Here is a 21,202-nt window from a genome sequence, read left to right on the forward strand (position 1 = left end):
GAACTCTTATCCTGCGTGCACGGGCTGGGCGGCGTCTGGCTTTTCATCGGACGTTTTCTCGACCGGCTTCACCACCGCACCCGGATGGACCTTCTGCAACCCTTCGACGATGATCCGGTCGCCGTCCTTGAGACCGCCCATGATCACCCAGTCGCCGCCCAGTGCCCGATCGAGCTGGACAAAGCGGATGGTTACCTTGTTGTCATCGTCAAGCGCATAGACAAAAGGGTCGCCCTTTGAATCGCGCTGCAGGGCGGGCTGCGGGATGGTGACGGCCTGCGGATCGACGCCTTCGGCTATCTCTGCATGCACATACATGCCGGGCATGAGCAGACGCTCCGGGTTCGGGAACTCCGCGCGTACAATCATTGTGCCTGTCGCAGGGTCCACCGTGACTTCGGTCAGGCGCAGCTGACCCGGTTTGTCATAACGGCTGCCGTCTTCCAGCGTGAGCTGGATGGCAGCCGCGTTGCCAGAGACCTTCTCGAGCTTGCCGGAGGCGAATTCGCGGCGAAGACGCAGCATGTCGGACGTCGCCAGATTTACGTCAACGTAAATCGGATCCATACGCGTGACGGTTGCAATCGCGTTCGTCTGCCCGGCTGTCACGAGCGTGCCAGGAGTGACGAGCATACGGCCGATACGCCCGTCGATGGGGGAGCGAACCTGCGTCCAGTCAAGATTGACTGCTGCGCTATCGACATTGGCCTTGGCCTGCGCAATGTCAGCCTCGGCCTGCTTCGCTGACGAAAATGTATTGTCGTAGTCCTGTTTGCTGACAGCATGAGCCGCAGCCAGGGGGCGATAACGCTCAAGCTGGGCGCGAATGCTCAGCGCAGCTGCCTGAGCGTGCAGGAGCTGGGCTTTTGCCTGATCATAAGCAGCCTTGTAGGGCGCTGGGTTGATCGCATAGAGCAGCTGACCAGCCTTGACATCTGTCCCTTGCTCGAAGGTCCGCTTCAGGATAACGCCACCGACCTGAGGACGCACCTGGGCCTGTTCGAAGGCTTCGACACGGCCCGGAAGGGCGGTGCTCGTTTCCAGAGGGTGCGGATGGACGGTGTAAATGCCGACAGCTTGCGGCGGCGGCTTGGGCGCCGCTGCCTTGTGTTTGCAGCCTGAAAGGTCGAACGTCAAAAGAGCCAGGGGAATAAGGCGCAGGGAAAGGCTCGTTGTGGTCTTCAAGGTCCACGGTGAACGTGGAGAAAGAGACGAAAATACTCGCATAATGGCGCTATCCAAAAATACCAATGGCCCCAAGAGTAGCCGCCAACCCTGCGCTCGCGCCAAAAAAAGGTTTTCGGAAACCCTTGAGTTTCTCATGCATAGGGAACTATACGGTTTCCGAAAGCTGGTCAACGGACCGGATGCAGCCTCGGAGCGGTTTTCCTAACCAATATGTCAGATCTGGTCTCACCCTCCCCCGCCGTGCGTATTGATCAAAACCCGGTACAGGGGCGGCGTCAGTGTGGACGTCCGCCTGTGCTGTGCGAGACGGAAAGACGCGATCGAATTCTGGATGCGGCAGAGCTCGTTCTACAGCAGCACGGCTATTCCGGAGCCTCGATGGACCGGATTGCCCAATGCTCGAACATGTCCAAGAAGACCCTTTATCACATGTTCAGTTCGAAGCAGGACATGGTCGAGCATCTGCTCAGGGATCGCCTGCTCCTGTCCGGCCTGCGCGATCTTGAACTGGTAGGCGATACGGTCGAAGACCAGCTCGTCTACGGTCTGAGGGCGCTGGGCACGACAATGATGGAGGAGAAACGGCTAAACCTGATTCGGGTCGTCATTTCCGAAGTGTCCCGCAATCCTGAAGCCAGCCGCTTCGTACGCGAGTTTTTCTCCAGTCATAACGGTCCGTTCCCGCTCAGACTCTGGCTCGAACGTCTCTGTGATCGGGGGCTGTTGGTGATCGACGATGTCGAGGAAGCGACGGATATGCTCTTCGGCAGCGCGCTGGCAACGTTTATCCTGTGTGAGCTCAGCCATTGCCGACCCAATCAGTACTGGCGCGACAACCCGGACTATCTTCACCGGGTTGTCGCCATGTTCCTGACAGGACTTGAAAAGGGAAACGGGGCCTGAGCCCCGTTTTTTTACATCAGTCGCAAGATTAAAGGATGCGAGGTCAGGCGACCAGGCGCCCTTCCTTGTCGACCAGCTCGATCGGATAATCACCGGTAAAGCACGCATCGCAATAGCGACCTTCCGCCCCTACCCGCCCCTCATGACCGAGCGCACGATAGAGCCCGTCGAAGGAAATGAAGGCGAGGCTGTCGACGCCAATGGCCTCGGCCATTTTTTCCACGGTGTGCGTAGCGGCAAGCAGCTGGCTCTCTTCCGGAGTATCGATGCCGTAGAAGCATGGGTGCTTCGTAGGCGGGCTGCTGATGCGCATATGCACCTCGGTCGCGCCTGCAGCGCGTACCATGTCGACAATCTTGCGCGAGGTCGTGCCGCGCACGATCGAATCATCGACCAGCACCACGCGCTTGCCCTGGAGCACGGTGTATTGGCCGAATGCTTCATCCGTACGCCCAGATTGCGGATCTGGTCGGTCGGTTCGATAAAGGTACGCCCGACATAGTGATTGCGGATGATGCCCATCTCGAAGGGAATGCCACTCTCTGCGGCAAAGCCCATAGCTGAAGGCACACCTGAATCCGGCACCGGCACGATAACATCGGCCTCGACGCCACTTTCGCGGGCCAGTTCGACGCCGATCTGCTTGCGCGCCTCATAGACCGAGTGGTCTTCGAGGATCGAATCAGGGCGCGCAAAATAGATATATTCAAACACGCAGAAGCGCGGGCTGGTCTGGGCGAAGGGGCGCATCGAGCGCACGCCGTCATTGTCGATGATGACCATCTCGCCCGGCTCGACATTGCGGACAAATTCAGCGCCGACGATATCGAGTGCACAGGTTTCGCTGGCCAGCATCCACCCGCCATCAGTCGTGCGACCAAGGATCAGCGGACGCACACCCAGCGGGTCGCGAAGTCCTACCAGGAATTGAGGAGCCAGAGCGACGACCGAATAGGCGCCCTTAACCTGCTTGGCCGCATCGACGAGCCGCTCAAGCACTGTGGCGTAGAGCGAGATCGCAATCAGATGCACGAACACTTCGGTATCGGTCGTCGACTGAAACAGGCAGCCGCGCTTGACCAGCGCCTGACGCAGCGTCGCCGCATTGGTCAGGTTGCCGTTATGCGCGACGGCCAAGCCGCCGAATTCGAAATCGGCATAAAGCGGCTGCACATTGCGCAAAAGCGTACCGCCGGTCGTCGCATAGCGGTTATGGCCGATCGCGCCCCTGCCCTTGAGGGTGGCCATGACGCGGGCATCGCTGAAAACGTCACCGACGAGCCCGAGCCCCTTGTGCTGACAGAATCTTTCGCTGTCATGGCTCACGATGCCCGCAGCTTCCTGACCACGATGCTGGAGTGCATGCAGTCCGAGCGCGACGAGCGCGGCCGCATCGGGGGCACCCCAGATACCTACGACGCCGCATTCCTCATAGGGACGGTTCGAAGTTTCGAGTGTGTCAGGATTCATAATCTGGCGGCGCTCCTTTGCACGGTCACGCATGGGCGGTCGAGGCTGGGTCGATCAGAAGGCTGCGTCATGGCCTTTTGCGGGCGGCAAGGCAAGATGAAGTTGCGCGAAATATGGCGTAAGCCCCTGCAACAGATGCACGCCTGCAAGAATGTAGGGTCCCGAACGGCTGCCCGCAACGAGCGCACGAGCGGTAATTTCACCCGCTACCGACACGATACCCAGATAGAGCACCACCAGAACCAGCGCCCCGCGGAAGAGCCCGAACCCGCCCCCAAGCAGGCGGTCCGTGCCACCCACCAAAACGCTGCGCAAGCCTGTTGCGAAACGCTGGGCGACTGTCGAGAGCACCAGGACCAGCCCGATGAAGGAAATCACATAGGCCAGGGCACTCGCTGCAAGACCATCGCTGAGTCGCTGCGAAAACCATGGCAGAAGGAGGGGGGCTGTCTGGCTTGCCAGAACGAAGGCACCCACCCATGCGACAAGGCTGAAAATCTCCCGAGCGAACCCGCGCAGAAAACCCCATAAACCTGAGAGCCCCAGAATGCAGAGGACGACAATATCTGTTGTATTTTCCATCAGGGCAGTTTTGTCGATGAAGGCCGCCAGAACCTGCGGGCGGTCTCGGGGCTGTGCGGAATATCACTGTTGATCTGGGTCAGGAGATTGCCCAGTTGAAGCCTATGATCGATTTCACGCCAAACCTCGGACGCCTCCACGCCGCGCTTGCCCCATAGCCGCATAAGTGCGTCCAGAAAAGCAGCACTATGATCTATCAGTTCCTGGTTCTGTTCGAGCATGTAGAAACTGGTGCATCGAACAATTGCCTGAGCCAGGTCACGCCTTAACTCTTCATCCGGCAATGTGATGACCACCGGTGCTGTTTCGGTGAGAGCGGAACGTTTTTTGCGCCCTTTTCCCTTTTGCGGGGTATCACCCGCAACAGCGCCACGATCCGGTGCGTCTCGGTAGGCGTCTGCAAGTCGGTCGAGGATGTGAGGTGAAACCATGCGCGCCTTCATACTCCAGCCATATGAACTCATCACGGCTGGCGTCAATCAAATGCCTGTTTGCACCATAAAAATCACGCGGATTAATCGTCAATGCGACACAGATTTTGAAAACACGTTAACGATCACCACCCCGATGATGATGAAACCAAGCCGATCATCGCAGGGGCATCGAGCGCCTGCTTGAATTTGGCCCAGCTTATGGCCGAGATCAGCACGATTCCCACACCTGACCAGATGGCATAGGCGACGCCCGTCGGCATCGTGCGCAAGGTAAGCGACAGGGCGTAAAACGAAACGCAATAGCCGAGCGCGCTGAGAAGTCCGGGCATGGGGCGCGTGAAACTGTCTGACAGCTTCAGCATGGTCGTTGCGAAGACCTCGGAGCAGATGGCGATGAGGAGATAGAAATAGGTCATGGTGCGTCTCTTCAGGGCCGCGGCGGCGTCTTCGATGCCTTCTCCGTGCGGCTGATTTCGTCAGATCAGCCGCAGATCTATCAAGACCCTCAAGACCTGTCACGCTGCGACGCGCTCACAAGGAGAATGAGCGCGTCGCAGCGGCAGCGGGAAAATATGACGCGACAGAGGGTCGCGCCATCTACAGGCTATATTGAGAACTGTCAGACCTTTTCCGGTTCCTCTGCTGTGACATAGAGCTTGTTACCGCCGTTTCGGAACGCCTCTTTCATCTGCTCCATACCCTGATCGCGCTCGGCATTGCGGCGGATGTCATGACTGATTTTCATCGAGCAGAATTTCGGTCCGCACATCGAGCAGAAATGCGCGGTCTTGTGCGCTTCTTTCGGCAGGGTCTCGTCATGGAAGCAGCGTGCCGTATCCGGGTCGAGGGCGAGATTGAACTGGTCCTGCCAGCGGAACTCGAAGCGGGCACGTGAGATGGCGTCGTCGCGGATCTGCGCTGCCGGATGGCCCTTGGCCAGATCAGCCGCATGGGCGGCGATCTTGTAGGTGATCACCCCAACCTTTACATCCGAACGATCGGGCAGACCGAGATGCTCTTTAGGCGTGACGTAGCAGAGCATCGCGCAGCCGAACCAGCCGATCATGGCGGCGCCGATGCCCGAGGTAATGTGATCGTAACCCGGCGCGATATCGGTGGTTAGCGGCCCGAGCGTGTAGAAGGGGGCCTCGCCGCATTCACGAAGCTGCTTGGTCATGTTGATCTTGATCTTGTGCATCGGCACATGGCCTGGCCCCTCGATCATGACCTGACAGCCCTTTGCCCAGGCGACGCGCGCCAGTTCGCCCAGCGTTTCCAGCTCGGCAAACTGTGCAGCATCGTTGGCGTCGGCAATCGAGCCCGGTCGTAGCCCGTCCCCCAGCGAGAACGAGATGTCGTAGCGGCGCATGATGTCGCAGATTTCCTCGAAATGCTCGTAAAGGAAATTCTCGCGGTGATGAGCCAGACACCAGGCGGCCATGATCGAGCCGCCACGGGAGACGATCCCGGTGGTACGACCCGCTGTCAGTGGCACATGGGCGATGCGCACGCCGGCATGAATGGTAAAGTAATCCACCCCCTGCTCGGCCTGCTCGATGAGCGTATCGCGATAGATCTCCCAGGTGAGGTCTTCGGCGACACCGCTCACCTTTTCCAGTGCCTGATACAGCGGCACCGTGCCGATCGGCACCGGTGAATTGCGCAGGATCCAGTCACGAATGTTGTGGATGTTGCGACCGGTCGAGAGATCCATGACAGTGTCCGCGCCCCAGCGGATCGACCAGACCATTTTCTCGACTTCTTCGGCGGCCGAGGAGGTAACGGCTGAATTGCCGATATTGGCGTTGATCTTGACCAGAAAATTGCGACCGATGATCATCGGCTCGAGTTCGGGATGATTGATATTGGCCGGGATGATGGCACGGCCCGCCGCGATTTCGGAACGCACGAATTCAGGCGTGATAAAGGCCGGGATTTCGGCGCCAAAATCTTCGCCATCGGCACGCCGCGCTTCGGCGCCTTCGACCATGCTGGCACGGCCCAGATTTTCGCGATGAGCGACAAAGATCATCTCTTCGGTGATGATACCGGCGCGGGCGAATTCATATTGCGTGACATGAGCCGCCGCGATGCCATCCAGCACCTTGTGCGGTGCCGGACAATGCGGCACGGCCTGCGCGGCGCTGGCAAAACCGTTATCTTCAGGCTTGATAGCGCGCGTCTGTGCAACCGCTGTCAGGCCGCGTCTGGAAAGCCAGGGTGCACGCAAGGCGGGCAGACCGAGCGAGACATCGGCGTGGTAAGCCGGGTTGGTATAGGGGCCGGACGTATCATAAACGCGTACCGGCGCCTCGTTTGCGCTCGGATCGAGATCGATCTCACGAAACGGCACGGTGATATCGAGGTGATCGACCGGGCTGGAGAATATCTTGCGCGAGCCTGAAATCGGGCCCGTGGTCACCCTGCCATGGGCCGGCGCCTGATCGCGTGCAGCGACTTTTGACTGGGTGGGAAGCGTTGAGTCGTCCATTTACTGTCCCCTTGCGGTGTGGGGTTATGTCCGACAGCGCAAGAGCAGGATGAACGGGTCACGATAGAAGACTGGCCGCTCACACCAATCCCTACGCCGGTACGAACCGGATCAGGTTCTTCGCTCACATGCCGGAGCGAAAGGGTCGCTGCGCTGCGGTAAACCGCCAACAGCCTCTCAGCCTCTTGTCGAGGCACCCCCTGGTATGGCGCCGAGTGTGGCGTCGTTAGCGCGCTCGTGTCAACCGAATAAGATTGCCTGTCTGTAAGCTGGCGCCCACCTTCTGAGGAGCGGCGATCTCGATGATCACCTGCCGGGCTCAGGCACGCACACGTGAGGCGCGTGCTGTCATGGGCTTGAGCTGGCCGATTTCCTGATCATGGCGGCTCAGGCCTGCGGGAGTGATATAAAAACGCCCATCCGGGCCTAGGGCGACAAAGCCCATCGCCTGAAGTCTCTCCAGACAGGGCTGATCGCGTAGTGATTGCGGGCGGCCAATGCCTTCGCAAAGCAGCGCACGATGCAGCGTCGAGCGGCAGCAGGTCTCCAGATAGGGTTCATCCCACATGACGGCATCTCCACGACAGACTGCAAGGCGGTGTCTTCACGACCGGGTGACCTCTTTCCATGAATGGCACCTGGCCCGCAACTGCTTTACGCGCGGCAGGCCGGGGTTATGGGCTGCACAGGGTCGGCAAGGCTTTGAGAGGCACCTCATGATCGAGGGTTAGACCTGACGCGGTGCAGGGGTATAGAACACCGACGACGCTTTCACGCTCAGGATGACACATGGCCCTCTCTCCTTTTTCGCGCCTTGCGACGAAGCTCTTTCATGGTCTCGACCCCGAATCTGCCATGAGGCGGCAATCGAGACACTCGCGCTCGGTCTCGGGCCAAACGCGCCGAAAGATGTGCCTGCGCTGAGCACGCGCTGCATGGGGTTGCGTTTTCCCAATCCTGTCGGCCTTGCCGCAGGGTTCGACAAGAATGCGCGCGCACCGATGGCGCTGGCCCGCATGGGGTTTGGCCATGTGGAATGCGGCACCGTCACCCCGCGCCCTCAGGAGGGTAATCCCAAGCCCCGTCTGTTCCGCCTGACGGAAGACGCGGCGATCATCAACCGTATGGGTTTCAACGGCTGTGGCATAGACAGCTTCACGCGGCGCCTCGAGCGTTTCAGAACGCTTCAGGCAGGACGCAATGCTGCGCTACGCAGCGTACCCGTAGGCGCCAATCTCGGTATCAATAAAATCGGCGCCAGCCCACTCGAAGACTATCCCTATCTGGCCGCTCGGGTTGCCCCGTTGGCCGACTACATCACGATCAACCTCTCATCCCCCAACACGCCGGGCCTGCGTGACCTGCAAAGCGCCTCGACGCTGGGCGATATTCTTCAGGCAATCACCCGCGCCAATGACTCTCTGCCCCCGCTTCTGGTCAAGCTGGCGCCGGATCTAGACCCGGATGCACTGCCCGATATCGTCGAGGCGGCGGTCGAAGGCGGCGCTGCCGGCCTGATCGTCAATAATACGACCATCAGCCGCCCCCCTTCGCTGCGCTCGCCACTGGCGATCGAGACAGGCGGCTTGTCCGGGCGCCCCCTCGCCCAGCTTTCGCTTCAGACGCTCAAGCGCGTCGTGCCGCTCGTTCAGGGACGTATGGCCGTAATTTCCTGCGGGGGAATTGAAAGCGGTTTTGACGTATTCGAACGTCTCCGGTCTGGTGCGGATATGGTGCAGATCTATAGCGCGCTTATCTATCATGGTCCGGCTCTGGTTACACGCATCAAGAGCGAGCTGCTGCGTGAAATCTACAGGGCCGGATTTGACTCGGTTGACGACCTGAAATCTGCCGGGCGCTTAGCGACCGCATAATACATTGCAAAACCACGCGCCTGGTTCGTCGTTTCTATTCCCTGAACCAGGATCACAACGGAGGCGATCATCGGAATGTCAGCTTTGAAGAGGCAGTCAGCCCTGAAATATCTATATGGCTCTTCCTGGTCCTCGCCCTTTCGATATCGCCTCAATCGGCGTTTTCAGCCCCCGCCGGCTCTCAGGACAGTGCGGTGCTCGTCCCCTCGGTTTCTGACGGTTATGGCTGGACCACGGTTTCTGCCGCTCTCAACAAGCAGATCACTGCCTCGCAGAACCGCCTGAAATATATCTATGGACAACTCAACAGGACCGATATCGTCCTTGGAAGTGAGACGCTCTCCGATCTTTCCGATCAGATCGATGACATCACATCCGTTGCCCAGTCCATTCAGGCGCAGGCGGCCTCCTATCAGACGGTTTATGACAGTTATCTTGATATCGTAGGGGCGAAGACCGAAGGGGAGAGCGCTGCGATTGTCGCGCAACGTGCGCATCTTCAGGCTGTGCTTCAGGATATCAAATCGACCGTCACTCAAGGGAAGCTGCTCGGCCTTCAGGCCAAACAGGTTCAGCTTGAGGTACAGCGCAGGGGCTCGGTCAGCCAGAAGGAGCTGCTATCGGAGCGCATCGCATCGCCCCTAACTCTCACCTTCTGGCGCAACCTTCTGGATGAAGGCCCTGAACTCCGCCTGACCTTCGCGCCGCCTGTCAATAACGGCTTTGCCGGCGTGCTCTATAACTGGCCCTTCATGCTCGGGACGCTCGCCGCCGTTTTCCTGTTGACTGCCCTGCTCTCGCGTCCGGTCTACTGGATGCTTCGCATGGCCGAAGACAGGATCGTGCGCAGGTTCACCGGTGACTCGCTGCCAGAAACCCATCAATCCTTCATACCGGTCGCGCTGAGCGGTTTATTTTGCGGCGTGATCATGTTCGTGTTGTGGGAAATCATTTCGAGCATTCTCTCGTTGGACGCAGGGCGCAGCCCGGTCCTCGCCCATGGTATCGCAGGTATCATGCCGCTTTGCGGTTTTATCCTTGGCGCCGGGCTACCGGCTCTGAGCCGGGCGACTGCAATCGATGGTGCCTCGCAGGGGTCGGCTCGCGCGCTGTGGGGCGTCGATTGGTGCATCTCGATTTTCGTGCTGCTGCAGACCCTGTTCATGATCATCGGGCAGGAAAATGCCTTCCCGGTGACAGCGCGGCGTCTCATCGAGGCCCTGTTCACGCTCGTGGTCACATTGCTTTTCGTGTGGATGTGTCGTCGCCTGACACGGAGCACCGATGCGCGCCTCGCGCCTGCAGTCTACGGGATAGGCTGGCTTCTTCTGGTCGTTACGTGGTCTGCAATTGCGCTCGGTTTTCTTGCATTCGCGTTCGCGGTCGCCCTGTGGTCGGTTGCGATCTCGGTCAGCCTGGCCTCGCTCATGCTGCTCTCGATCGCCATGAAGGAGTTCACGTCAAGAACATTCTCGGTCGGCTCATTGATTTCAAAGCGCCTCTCCCGGCTGGGCGTTCACTCGAACCGCGTGGCCCAGTTCGGCGTCCTCCTATCTGGTATGGTCAATATCGGTCTGATCATTATCTTCGTGGCGATCTGCCTGTCGGAGGGCAGCCTCGATATTCCGGTCGTCGCTGACAGGGTTCAAAGCCTGTTCGTCGGCCAGACAATCAACGGCGTGCAGTTCTCGCTGAATACGGCGGTTTATTGCATTGTTCTGTTGATCGTCGCGTATTACGCAATTGGTGCCTTCACCAGGTGGCTCGAGTCACGCCTCTTTCCGACGACCAATCTGGATATCGGCGCGCGTACCTCTATTCTGAACATCTTCAATTATGTCGCCTGGATCACTGTTCTGCTTCTGGTCCTTTCGGAGGCGGGAGTGACCGTCAAGAACCTGACATGGGTTGTCAGTGCGCTCTCCGTGGGTATCGGTTTCGGCCTTCAGGCGATTGTGCAGAACTTTGTGTCTGGCGTGATCCTGCTTGCTGAGCGTCCGATCCGTGTGGGCGATCTCATTGAGCTGGGCGGCATCAAGGGTGACGTCAAGCGCATCAGCGTGCGTTCGACAGAGATCGGTCTAGGAGACGGCTCCACGATGATCGTGCCGAATTCGCAGTTCATCACTTCAGCGGTGCGTAACGCCACGCTCGGCACCTCGCTGAGTGCCGCTTCGGCAACCGTTACCATCTCGCCGCGTGCCGATGCGACCAAGGCGCAGATCGCGCTGATGGAGATGATGAAGCAGCGCGAAGATATCCTTCAAAACCCGCCACCGGGCGTGGCGATTTCTGCCATCACCGAGACGGGCATTACACTGGCCCTTTCTGCAAAAGTATCGTCGGTGCGTGACGTGGGTGGCGTGACCAATGCCATCATGCTGGACGCCTATCGCGTCCTGCAGGAAGCAGGTCTCGAACTCGGCAAACCAACCTGAGTTTGCGCTCACGAAAAAAGGGATGGTGGGCCGAAGCTCCCCATCCCTTTTTGCGACGTTACCCTGAGAATACGTCTCAGGCGGCGCGATCGCGATCCATCAGAAAGCCGGTGACCAGCGATTTGAGCGGCGTAAGTTTTTGCGCAATGGCGAGCCCAGCCTTGCGCAACGCCAGTGAGGACTTCGCGTCATGGGTGTAGAGTGAGGCGATGCCGTTGGTCGCGGCGAAAAGCGGTGCCGTTGCACGGCGATGACGTTTTTCGAAGCCCCTCAGCACAGTCGCCGCGCCAGGATCGCCCTCGCCTTGAGCAATTTCCTCACACAGGATTTCCTGTCCTCTGAGCCCAAGATTGAAGCCGTGCGCGGTGATCGGATGCATTCCCACCGCCGCATCGCCGATCAGGGCAAGGCGCGTGGTCTCGAAGCGATGCGCGAAGACAGTTTTCAGCGGATAGGTGCATCGCGCGCTTTCCAGACTCATGCTGCCCAGTCGCGTTTGAGTGCGGCGCGTAATGTCGGCATCGAACGCACCTTTGTCCATCGCCGTGAGTATCGCGATCTCTTCGGGATCCAGCGTCAGCACCAGAGAGGAAAGATGCCCCGGCTGATCGTCATCGGCCACAGGAAGTAGCGCGATCGTCTGACCTTGATCGAACCATTGAAGGGCGACGCCGTCATGCGGCTCCGGGTGACGCATGCGGCAGACGAGGATTTCCTTGCCGAAATCATGCACGATCGCCCCGATGCCGCGCATCTGGCGAATGCGGGAGAAGCGGCCATCCGCAGCGACGAGCAGGCTGGAGCTGATCAGTCTGCCATCATCCAGAAGGGTGATAGCCTCCTCGCGATTGCCCGAACTGGCGACGACGCCCTTACCCGACAAAATCGTGATGCCGTTCTTCTCGCGTACCGTTTCATACAGCGCTGTACGGATAAGGTGATTGGGCACGAGATAACCGAGGGCGTCCGAGGCATCCTGAGGAGCCTTGAAAAGCAGGGCTCCCGAGCTGTTGCCGGGAGATTCCTGGCCAGTCTCGATCCGTGCGGTCCTGAGGGGTGAAACGCACCCTGCCGGAATGCGACGCCAGGCGCCGCTTTGCTCTAGCCAGTCGCGTGAATGATGCGTCAGGGCAATTTCACGTCCATCGAAGGATGGCGAAGAGAGTGCAGCCTCTGGCGCGGGGTCTATGACGGCTACCCGCCAGCCTTTCTCGGCCAGAGAAAGGGCGCAGGCAAGACCGGCAGGTCCTGCACCGGCAATCGTAATGTCATAATGCTCTGTCACTGATCTGCCCCGAACCTGACCGGCTCGCCCTTATAGAAACCCATGAAGTCTTCGATGTCGGGGCGCTTGCTGCCCTGAACAGGTTTGTCAGGCGTCCCAACGAACAGGAAGCCGGCGAGGCGGTGTGCGTCGCTCAGGCCGAGCGCATCACGAAAACAAGGCTGACCGGCAAAATCGCTCGACACCCAGAAGCCTCCAAACCCTTCTGCATGAAGCGCATTAAGAACATTCATGGCGCCTGCGCCAACAGACAGCTCCTGCTCCTGTAGCGGGATTTTGCTTTCGGGGTCGAGCGCCATGACAAGCGCAATGGTCATGGGCATTTCCGAGAAGCGCTGACGGCGCTTTGCAATCTTCTTCTCGGGCACTTCCGGATCAGCGGAAACCATGGCCTTGACTACCTGCTCGGCAAATTCGGCGCGGTGCTTGCCCTTGATCACAATATAGCGCCACGGTCTGATCTTGCCGTGATCGGGCGCCCTCAATCCTGCCGAAAGGATGCGGGCAATCTGCGCCTTATCTGGCGCAGGCGCGCTGAGGTGATCGGTCGAGGCCCTGCTCAGCAGGACGTCAAGGGCGGAAGGGGATGCGTGCGCGCTGCTCATGGGTGATAGATGGCAAGTTCCCCTCGTCTCGCCAAGAGGCCATCGCGTATTCGCTCCGAATAGTTTATGGAAGAGAGTATGACAGACGCCAGACAGTCCCGCATTCACCGCAAGACCGGTGAGACCGATATCTCCGTTTCCATCAATCTGGATGGCACCGGGCAGGCCGAACTCGATAGTGGGATCGGCTTTTTCGATCATATGCTGACCGCTCTGGCAAAGCATGGTGGATTCGATCTCGAAGTGCGCTGCCATGGCGATCTGCATGTCGATGGCCATCATACGGTCGAGGATATCGGCATTGCGCTTGGCAAAGCCTTTGCTCAGGCCCTTGGCGACAAGCGGGGCATCACCCGTTTCGGCCATGCCCTCGTGCCCCTCGACGAGGCGCTGTGCGAAGTCGTGGTCGATATTTCGGGGCGCCCCTATCTGGCATGGAATGTCAGCTTCGTGCGTGAACGTATCGGCGAGATGGATACGGATCTATTCGAGGAATTCTACCGCGCCTTTGCCATGGCGTCTTCCATCGCCCTGCATGTCACCTGCAAGGCCGGTCGCAACGCGCATCACATCGCCGAGAGTGGCTTCAAGGCCTTTGCCCGCGCGCTGCGTATGGCAGTGGCGCTTGATCCGCGTGTTGCGGGAAGTGTCCCTTCGACCAAGGGGGTTCTGTGAATTACTATCAGGCTTATCGCACGCAGAATGATGCTGTTCCCTCAATGGTGCGTCAGGGGTTTTACTGGCGCCTCATGATTTTCGGGCCGATCGGTCTTCTGTTTGCAAGATGCTGGATTTCTCTCGCGCTGACCGCGTGCCTCAATGTGATGTTCGTCCACTTCGCTGGTCCTAGTGGGTGGCTTGCCGCCTGGGATGTCAATCTCGCTTTGGCGCTTTTCGGTGCGGAACTGATCGGCTGGGAAAAGAGGCTCAAGGGTGGTGTTTGCGAGGGGCTATGGCTGGGTCAGTCTGAAGCCGACGCCCAGCTGCGCTTTTCAGACAAGGTGCAGGCCTCATCATGAAAAAGATCGTTGTTATCGATTATGACGGGGGCAATCTTGCCTCTGCAGCACAGACCGCGCGTCATGTCGTTGCTGAAAAAGGGCTCGCGGCTGAAGTCGTGATCAGCGGAGACCCTGAGGCGGTGTTGGGCGCGGATCATATCATCCTGCCCGGTCAGGGCGCCTTTGCGCATTGCGCTTCTGGCCTGCAGGGCGGTCTGCGCGAGGCTCTTGCCGAGGCGACCGACCGTGGAACGCCCTTTCTGGGGATCTGCGTCGGCATGCAGCTTATGGCCGAATGGGGCCTTGAACATGGACGCACAGCCGGGTTGGGCTGGATAAAAGGCGAGATTTCCAGAATGGATTTCGCACTGGAAGCCGGTCTACGCCTGCCGCATATGGGGTGGAATGTGCTCGACTTCGAACCCGGCGCCCATCCTCTGACGGCGGGCCTGGACAAAGGTGACCACGGTTATTTTGTTCATTCCTATGCGCTAACGGGTTGGGACGATTCAGACATCGTGGCGACTGCAGAATACGGAGGCGCCGTTCCTGCCATCGTGGCGCGCAGTAACCGTTGTGGCACGCAGTTTCATGTCGAGAAAAGCCAGAAGACCGGATTGACGATCATGGCGAATTTTTTGAGCTGGGCGCCGTGACCCGCATCGCAGAACGTCTCTCGCGCATCGATGACATCGATATGGCGGCGTTGTGCGAAATCACGACGGCAGCCATCCTCGATGGGGGCGGTCTCGGCTGGCTGACCCCTCCAGGCCGCACCGTGCTGGAACGCTATTTCAATGGGTTGCTGCTCGTGCCGGAGACCCGCTTTTTCGTGGTTCGTGACGAGAGTGGGCAGATACAGGGCTGTGCCCAGCTTCTGCGACCCTCGCGCAACAACGAGGCGCAGGCGCAGACGGCGCAGATCCGGGGCTATTTTGTTGCGCCTTACATGCGCGGGCGTGGGCTCGGTTTTGTTCTGGCTGATGCTGTGATTGCTGCGGCACGCGCCATGGGCTGTCGTGTTCTCAATTGCGAAGTGCCGGAAACCAGTCTTCGGCCCTGGCCATGTTCCGTTCGCTGGGCTTCGAGCATTGGGGCACGCATCCGTATTACGCGCGCAGCCATGAAGGCACGATCAAGGGCCTGTTCATGACCAAGACCCTCGATCAGGTTGGCGCAGCGGCGAGACACAAGAAAAACACTGAAAAGGAAAGCAGCGTGGCGACTACCGACGCAAAGCAGAACCGTCACCTGACCCTGTATCCCGCCATCGACCTCAAGGATGGCGCCTGCGTCCGCCTGCGTCGCGGCGAGATGGATGACGCGACCGTTTATTCAGACAACCCGGCAGCGCAGGCGCTCGAATTCGCCCGTGCCGGCTGCTCGCGCCTTCACGTTGTGGACCTCAACGGCGCTTTCGCTGGGCGTTCGGCGAATGGTGCAGCGGTCGAGGCCATTATAGCCGCGACCGACCTGCCCGTTCAGCTCGGCGGTGGTATTCGCGATATGGCCGGTATCACACGCTGGCTCGAAGCCGGGCTCGATCGCGTCATTCTCGGTTCTGTTGCTGTCAAGAACCCGGAGCTTGTGCGCGAGGCCTGCAAGGCTTTTCCCGGTCGTATCGTGGCGGGCATCGACGCGAGGCAAGGTCGTGTCGCGACAGAGGGCTGGGCAGAGGTCTCGGAGCTGAATGCGCGCGATCTGGCGCTTCGCATGCAGGATGCTGGTGTCGCTGCAGTCATTTTCACCGAGATCACGCGCGACGGCATGCTTGAGGGGCTCGATCTCGAGCAGACTGCCGATCTGGCGCGCAGGCTTTCCATTCCTGTCATCGCAAGTGGCGGTGTCGGTTCAGCGCAGCATTTGCGTGATTTCTGTGAGGTTGCACAGGATGTGCCGGGCCTTGAAGGCGTCATCGTTGGCCGTGCGCTTTATGATGGACGTGTTTCGCTGGCCGAAGCGCTCAGCATTCTTGAGGGGGCCTGATGCTCAAGCTGAGAGTCATTCCCTGTCTCGACGTCAAGGACGGGCGCGTCGTCAAAGGGGTGAATTTTGTCTCGCTGCGTGACGCGGGCGATCCTGTCGAGCAGGCCATCGTGTACGATGCGGCGGGCGCAGACGAACTCACCTTTCTCGACATCACCGCCAGTGTCGAAAATCGCGACACTATTTATGATGTCGTTCGACGCACGGCAGAGCGGGTTTTCCTTCCTCTGACGGTGGGTGGTGGCGTTCGTGCGCCGGAAGATATGCGCCGCCTCCTGCTTGCGGGGGCTGATAAATGTGCGGTCAACTCCGCTGCTGTGGTCAATCCCGATCTGATCAATGAGTCTGCCAATCGTTTTGGCAGTCAATGTGTGGTTGTCGCCATTGATGCACGCTCCGATGGCAAAGGCGGGTGGGAAGTCTATACGAAGGGTGGCAGGCAGCCGACCGGTATTGACGCGGTGGCCTGGGCGAAGGAAGCGCAAGCTCGCGGCGCGGGTGAAATTCTGCTGACGAGCATGGATCGCGACGGCACGGGCAAGGGGTTCGATCTGGATCTGCTGCGGCGTGTATGTGGCGAAATCACTATTCCCGTTGTCGCGTCAGGCGGCGTCGGCGCGCTTGACCATTTCGTCGAGGGGGCAAAAGCGGGCGCCAGCGGCCTTTTGGCCGCAAGCGTTTTTCATTTCGGCACGTTTGGCATTGCGGGCGTCAAAGCAGCGCTCGAAAATGCGGGCCTGCCGGTGCGTCCGGGCAACTGACGACCTAAGCTTATCATTCGGAATTAGAGACGGATCACGATCATGGCGCTGGCAACTAAACGCACGACACGCAAGACGGACGGAGGCGCGGGCAAGAAAGGAAGCGCCAAGCGGTCAGAGACCAAGGCGGCTGCGGCAAAGAAATCGCCCGCAAAGAAGTCTCCAGGCAAGAAAGGCGCGGTCAAGCTTGAGGCTGTCGCCAGTCAGACTGTAGACGCGCAGGTTCTGGATCGTCTTTTCGAAACGGTAGAGTCACGTCGTGGCACGAACCCCGCTTTGAGTCACTCTGCCCGCCTTCTCTCTCGCGGACGGAAAAAGATTGCCCAGAAATTCGGTGAGGAAGCGGTCGAGTGCCTGATCGAGGCTGTTGCCGGCAAGCAATCCGAGCTCGTCAGTGAGAGTGCTGACGTGCTGTATCACCTGATCGTCATGTGGGTCGATGCGGGTGTGACCCCGCAAGAAGTCTGGCAGGAGCTACGCGCGTGAAGCGATGAGCGGCGTGGAGGAAAAAGCCTCACGCCCTACAGAGACGGGAGCCTGAGGCATGACGGTTGATCTGCATGTGCCCTATGATCAGGGCAATATCTTCGCCAGAATTCTGCGCCATGAGATTTCTGTACAAATTGTCTATGAAGACGATTATGCATTCGCTTTCCCTGACATCGCTCCTCAGGCCCCGATCCATGTCTTGATCATCCCCAAAGGCGCTTATGTGTCGTCGGCAGATTTCGGGTCGTCCGCGAGCGACGCCGAAATTGCCGGTCTGGCCAGAGCTGTGACAAAAGTTGCAGAAATTCTTGGCTTGTCCCATTCAGGTTATCGCCTGATCACGAACACAGGCCCCGATGCAGGCCAGGAAGTGCCGCATTATCATGTGCACCTTCTGGCGGGAGCGAAGCTCAGCGGAAAACTAATTAAAAAAACTTCCGAATAAACCCTTGCCGGGTGCCAATGAATATCATAGAACGCACCTCGCCTCGTCCCATTCGTCTAGAGGCCTAGGACACCGCCCTCTCACGGCGGCAACAGGGGTTCGAATCCCCTATGGGACGCCATTTCTTCCAGAAAACCGCAGTAATCCGCCATTTTTGAGCGAAGTTTTACAGTTTTCCGGACTCATTTTACAATTTGATCCTTTCGATCGCCGAGCGGGCCAGTTTTTCCTGGTCCACAGCGCGCGTGTATCGTTCGACTTCCGCGAGAGTCGCGTGGCCCGTAATGGCTGCGATCTGGTGGGTTGAGCAGCCTGCCTCTGCCAGCCTCCTGGCGGCGGCTTTGCGCAGACCGTGCGGGCTCAGCCCCTCGGGTAGCTCCGCCGCGGTGCGCCAGTCTCTGAAGCGCATGTAAAATCCATTGGCAGTGTATCCCTTCCCTCCTGGCGTTTGCAGGAACGTGCCGCTTGTGGGTGCGACAGCAAGCTCCTGTGCAAGGTGGGGGTGTATCGGGATCAGGAGCCGCGCCCCTGTCTTTTGCTGCCGCACTTCCAGCAAATCGCCCATGAGGTCTGCGCTGCCCATGCGCACCACATCACTACGCCTCTGCCCTGTATAGACCAGCAGAGCGAGAGCCAGCCGCTGGACGCTGCCCTGGGGCCAGCGGGCCTCGTATTGGGCAATCTGCTCCTCGGTCCATGTGATGGCACCCTCCGCCTTCTCTTTATGGCGCTTTACTGCAATTGCCGGATTGTCCGGACGCCAGCCTTCGCTGACCGCGTGATCGAACAGCACGCGCAGGATCTTGAGCCGGTTATTGGCCGCTGCTGGGGTCGCAGTATGACGGGCAAGAATGCGTCGGACGTAAACCGGCTGGAAATCCGTTACGAACGCATTTGCGTAATCCTGCCTCTGCATATCCAACAGGATACGGCGGTAGGTCGAGCGTGTTGTTTCTGCGAGAGCCGCAAAGCGCGCGCTGCGCATCCAGAAATCGATCAACCCGGCCAGCGTGCGCGGGGGCTCTTTTGGGCGTAAGGTTTCGGGCTCCCCCGCAGCAAGCGCCTCATTATACGCGGCCAGAAATCCCGGGTCGTTTTCAGCCGGCAGTCTTTTCGATTTATGCCCCGGGCGGCGGAAATAGAGGCGCGTTTTGCCCCGCCTGTCCTTCACGCGCTGGATATATCGCAGTCTCAGAATCATGGCGGCAGGATTGCCTCAAGCATGTTCGGTTCCGGCATGGGGAGTATGTCCGGTTTTCGCTCTATGCCGGCGAGGTGGTCGAGATAACGATCCAGATCCTCACGCAGCCACCCGAAATTGCGCGGCGACAGGATGATCCGGCGGCAATGCGGCGCGACGTGCTGCATGAATGTCTCGCGGCCGATCATGCCCCCCAGATAGGTTATGGCCTGCTCGGTGCTCAGCAGGCGCGGCGCGATATTGAGAACGGTGGCGTATCTCATGATCGCGGGGCCTCCCTGCCCTTTTCTGCGCTAGCCCCAAAACTGGCGCGGCCGCCATCCTGCTCGATCTGTGCGACCAGCAGGGCACGCAACCGTACGCGCCTCTTCCACTATGGCTTCCAACGTCAGGCGGGCGCGATACTCCCAGCCCGGCAGCGTTTCAAGACCGTTGAAGGCCGCTACCGCAGTGAGTTCTGCCAGTAGTTCAAGATAATCCTGACGCGACAACGCCAGACGATTGCACGTTGCCTCGATTTCCGTCGACGCGGCGGCAAAAGCACGTCTCTTGGTTTCTGCCCGGTCATTCACAGGATAAATCCCCTCCGGGCAGCGGTAATCGCAAGTCCGCGCAGCGCGTCGATCTGCGCCGCATGGGCTGGCGGAATGGTCAGACGGTCCGGGTGCCGGGTTGCGAGGTAGTTCTGTAACTCTGTGGCCAATGCCGAAGCCGCATGCTTCCACGGTGCGGCGCATTGCGGCGGTCGGCCATCATCGGCGCGCGTGGCGGCGTAGCGCCAGCGGCGGAACAGGTCGAGGGCGTGTGCCTGCTCGGCTTGGGATAGCGGGGTAATGGCGATCCAGAACGCACGTTCTGTCATGACGGCGAGTTGTTGGGCAGGAAGTGTCACGATGCGCATCTCCTAAAGAACGCACGATATGTCGCATATACCGACAGTTATCGCAACCTAATATTGTCGCCTATATCGACGCTGACTTATCCACTGCTCCTTACCTGAGACGACGCCTCTGTTTATTCCGGGATGACCTATGGGATGGGGAGGCGAATTGGGGCGTGCAGGATCGTAGCAGCTGCTTACTCGCGACCATCACGCAAGATCAGGGCGGAACGGGAAGCAGCGACCAGAAAGCGGCAGTAATGGATAGCGTTAATTTGTAATCAACACCTCCAATCTAAAACTGTACTAACCGGCCTGTACTCGATACGTTCCAGAGGAAAACAGGAGTGGGCCGTGCTCAAGAAAATCTCTGATAATTCAGACGATCTGTGCCTTTTTGTCCCGGACAAGAAGGTTGAGAAGCATGTTTTTCTCGTTGTCACTGAGACCGCGCCAAAATTCGATGAGGGTCTTTTCGTCCTGTTCTATCGGCGCACCGCCGATATCTTGGCTTGCCGCAGAAGATCCAGAATAAAGGTAGTCGAGTGATACAGAGAAGTAGTGAGCTATCTCTACAAATGTCGCAAATCCAGGATGCTTTCCACCTTCAATTTCGGCCAAATGCGACCGGCTGATGTCGAGCGCCGCAGACACGTCAACCTGTGACTGTTTACGTGCTTTGCGAAGCTCTCTTATGCGAGCGCCCATTTTTCCGTCCGTGATCATAGACGCACCATGACGCATTAATGCATTTTCCGTGCCGCCCATACCGACATTATCCTTGACGCCAAGTGTCGGTATAGGAGACAAAATGGTATGGACACAAAAGATATCATCCGCCGGGCCGGTGGGACAAACAAGGTCGCCAATGCGGTTCGCCGCAAGCACAATACAGTTGCTGGTTGGCAAAAAGTTCCTCCCTGCCATGTCGTTGCCGTGGCTGAACTAAGCGGAGTGCCGCCTCATCTTATAAGACCGGATGTGTTTCCTCCCCCGAAAGGCGGGACGAGCCGGGGGCTGGCGCTGCTGCTGCCTAAATAACAGGCCCGAGCCATGCTCACTTGCGGAAACGTTCCGCGAAACCACCAGACACAAGATTTCTCGCGTCCCTGACACAGAGAGACTGCCACCTATGTTCCCCTCGATAGATAGAGCTCTCCTGTTTGTTC

20 protein-coding genes, 1 tRNA gene and 4 pseudogenes are annotated in these 21,202 nt (G+C 59.0%); 11 read left to right on the plus strand and 14 right to left on the minus strand.

What is annotated here, in order from left to right; genetic code table 11:
- Positions 1-6: 6 nt before the first annotated feature.
- Entirely contained in the window at positions 7-1,185 is a 1,179-nt protein-coding gene (locus tag JCM25414_RS14090) for an efflux RND transporter periplasmic adaptor subunit (RefSeq protein WP_242403614.1), read from the minus strand.
- Positions 1,186-1,428: 243 nt separating this feature from the next.
- Between JCM25414_RS14090 and JCM25414_RS20700 the strand changes: the two genes are divergently transcribed.
- Complete coding sequence (locus tag JCM25414_RS20700) at positions 1,429-2,091, plus strand: TetR/AcrR family transcriptional regulator (protein ID WP_206777962.1); 663 nt, start codon at positions 1,429-1,431, stop codon at positions 2,089-2,091.
- 43 nt (positions 2,092-2,134) lie between these two features.
- Here the strand turns inward: JCM25414_RS20700 and purF are convergent.
- The 6 genes and pseudogenes from purF to JCM25414_RS14125 all read right to left on the minus strand — a co-directional run bounded on the left by purF (position 2,135) and on the right by JCM25414_RS14125 (position 7,636).
- Positions 2,135-3,561: pseudogene (gene purF / locus JCM25414_RS20705) on the minus strand (amidophosphoribosyltransferase).
- Positions 3,562-3,615: 54 nt separating this feature from the next.
- Complete coding sequence (locus tag JCM25414_RS14105; protein ID WP_025842049.1) at positions 3,616-4,143, minus strand: CvpA family protein; 528 nt, start codon at positions 4,141-4,143, stop codon at positions 3,616-3,618.
- Complete coding sequence (locus JCM25414_RS22010; protein ID WP_148301110.1) at positions 4,143-4,574, minus strand: hypothetical protein; 432 nt, start codon at positions 4,572-4,574, stop codon at positions 4,143-4,145. The genes JCM25414_RS14105 and JCM25414_RS22010 overlap by 1 nt, the downstream gene beginning before the upstream one ends.
- A gap of 90 nt (positions 4,575-4,664) precedes the next feature.
- Positions 4,665-4,993, minus strand: a pseudogene (locus JCM25414_RS20715) (DMT family transporter).
- Between the two features lie 203 nt (positions 4,994-5,196).
- On the minus strand, positions 5,197-7,068 hold the full coding sequence (thiC, locus tag JCM25414_RS14120; RefSeq protein ID WP_025842051.1) for a phosphomethylpyrimidine synthase ThiC: 1,872 nt from the start codon (positions 7,066-7,068) through the stop codon (positions 5,197-5,199).
- A 319-nt stretch (positions 7,069-7,387) separates the two neighbouring features.
- Positions 7,388-7,636 (minus strand): hypothetical protein, encoded by a 249-nt coding sequence (locus JCM25414_RS14125; protein WP_025842052.1) that lies wholly within the window; start codon positions 7,634-7,636, stop codon positions 7,388-7,390.
- Between the two features lie 214 nt (positions 7,637-7,850).
- Between JCM25414_RS14125 and JCM25414_RS20720 the strand changes: the two genes are divergently transcribed.
- Both JCM25414_RS20720 and JCM25414_RS14135 read left to right on the plus strand, forming a co-directional pair.
- Positions 7,851-8,942: a quinone-dependent dihydroorotate dehydrogenase gene (locus tag JCM25414_RS20720; RefSeq protein ID WP_148301111.1), complete on the plus strand. Its 1,092-nt coding sequence runs from the start codon at positions 7,851-7,853 to the stop codon at positions 8,940-8,942.
- Between the two features lie 194 nt (positions 8,943-9,136).
- Complete coding sequence (locus tag JCM25414_RS14135; protein ID WP_025842053.1) at positions 9,137-11,380, plus strand: mechanosensitive ion channel domain-containing protein; 2,244 nt, start codon at positions 9,137-9,139, stop codon at positions 11,378-11,380.
- A 76-nt stretch (positions 11,381-11,456) separates the two neighbouring features.
- Here the strand turns inward: JCM25414_RS14135 and ubiM are convergent, their stop codons facing one another.
- Both ubiM and JCM25414_RS14145 read right to left on the minus strand, forming a co-directional pair.
- Positions 11,457-12,665 carry a 5-demethoxyubiquinol-8 5-hydroxylase UbiM gene (gene ubiM, locus JCM25414_RS14140; RefSeq protein ID WP_025842054.1) on the minus strand — a complete coding sequence of 403 codons (1,209 nt, stop codon included), beginning with the start codon at positions 12,663-12,665 and terminating at the stop codon, positions 11,457-11,459.
- The gene (locus tag JCM25414_RS14145; RefSeq protein ID WP_025842055.1) at positions 12,662-13,270 is read right to left on the minus strand and encodes a nitroreductase family protein; all 609 of its coding nucleotides are present in this window, start codon (positions 13,268-13,270) and stop codon (positions 12,662-12,664) included. Before JCM25414_RS14145 ends, ubiM begins: the two co-directional genes overlap by 4 nt.
- A gap of 78 nt (positions 13,271-13,348) precedes the next feature.
- Between JCM25414_RS14145 and hisB the strand changes: the two genes are divergently transcribed.
- From hisB to JCM25414_RS14185, 8 genes and pseudogenes are all read left to right on the plus strand, one after another.
- Positions 13,349-13,945 carry an imidazoleglycerol-phosphate dehydratase HisB gene (gene hisB, locus JCM25414_RS14150; protein ID WP_025842056.1) on the plus strand — a complete coding sequence of 199 codons (597 nt, stop codon included), beginning with the start codon at positions 13,349-13,351 and terminating at the stop codon, positions 13,943-13,945.
- The gene (locus JCM25414_RS20725) at positions 13,942-14,289 is read left to right on the plus strand and encodes a hypothetical protein (RefSeq protein ID WP_025842057.1); all 348 of its coding nucleotides are present in this window, start codon (positions 13,942-13,944) and stop codon (positions 14,287-14,289) included. The genes hisB and JCM25414_RS20725 overlap by 4 nt, the downstream gene beginning before the upstream one ends.
- Entirely contained in the window at positions 14,286-14,927 is a 642-nt protein-coding gene (gene hisH, locus JCM25414_RS14160; protein ID WP_025842058.1) for an imidazole glycerol phosphate synthase subunit HisH, read from the plus strand. The genes JCM25414_RS20725 and hisH overlap by 4 nt, the downstream gene beginning before the upstream one ends.
- Positions 14,928-14,968: 41 nt before the next feature.
- Positions 14,969-16,257 (plus strand): annotated as a pseudogene (gene hisA / locus JCM25414_RS20730) (1-(5-phosphoribosyl)-5-[(5-phosphoribosylamino)methylideneamino]imidazole-4-carboxamide isomerase).
- A complete protein-coding gene (gene hisF, locus JCM25414_RS14170; protein ID WP_025842059.1) occupies positions 16,257-17,018 on the plus strand; it encodes an imidazole glycerol phosphate synthase subunit HisF in 762 nt (253 codons plus the stop codon). Before hisA ends, hisF begins: the two are co-directional and overlap by 1 nt.
- Before the next feature lie 42 nt (positions 17,019-17,060).
- A pseudogene (locus JCM25414_RS20735) lies at positions 17,061-17,559 on the plus strand (phosphoribosyl-ATP diphosphatase).
- 3 nt (positions 17,560-17,562) lie between these two features.
- Entirely contained in the window at positions 17,563-17,952 is a 390-nt protein-coding gene (locus JCM25414_RS14180) for a histidine triad nucleotide-binding protein (protein ID WP_025842060.1), read from the plus strand.
- A gap of 45 nt (positions 17,953-17,997) precedes the next feature.
- Positions 17,998-18,073, plus strand: a tRNA-Glu gene (locus JCM25414_RS14185).
- 66 nt (positions 18,074-18,139) lie between these two features.
- Here the strand turns inward: JCM25414_RS14185 and JCM25414_RS14190 are convergent.
- From JCM25414_RS14190 to JCM25414_RS20745, 5 genes are all read right to left on the minus strand, one after another.
- On the minus strand, positions 18,140-19,153 hold the full coding sequence (locus JCM25414_RS14190; protein WP_025842061.1) for a site-specific integrase: 1,014 nt from the start codon (positions 19,151-19,153) through the stop codon (positions 18,140-18,142).
- Positions 19,150-19,416: a hypothetical protein gene (locus JCM25414_RS20740; protein WP_025842062.1), complete on the minus strand. Its 267-nt coding sequence runs from the start codon at positions 19,414-19,416 to the stop codon at positions 19,150-19,152. The genes JCM25414_RS14190 and JCM25414_RS20740 overlap by 4 nt, the downstream gene beginning before the upstream one ends.
- Before the next feature lie 30 nt (positions 19,417-19,446).
- Entirely contained in the window at positions 19,447-19,725 is a 279-nt protein-coding gene (locus JCM25414_RS14200; protein ID WP_025842063.1) for a hypothetical protein, read from the minus strand.
- Positions 19,722-20,045 (minus strand): hypothetical protein, encoded by a 324-nt coding sequence (locus tag JCM25414_RS14205; protein WP_148301112.1) that lies wholly within the window; start codon positions 20,043-20,045, stop codon positions 19,722-19,724. The genes JCM25414_RS14200 and JCM25414_RS14205 overlap by 4 nt, the downstream gene beginning before the upstream one ends.
- A gap of 366 nt (positions 20,046-20,411) precedes the next feature.
- Entirely contained in the window at positions 20,412-20,942 is a 531-nt protein-coding gene (locus JCM25414_RS20745) for a helix-turn-helix domain-containing protein (RefSeq protein ID WP_159101783.1), read from the minus strand.
- Between the last annotated feature and the right edge of the window lie 260 nt (positions 20,943-21,202).

Origin of the sequence: Asaia platycodi JCM 25414 (genome assembly GCF_000614545.1) — a bacterium.
Classification (GTDB): Bacteria; Pseudomonadota; Alphaproteobacteria; order Acetobacterales; family Acetobacteraceae; genus Asaia; species Asaia platycodi.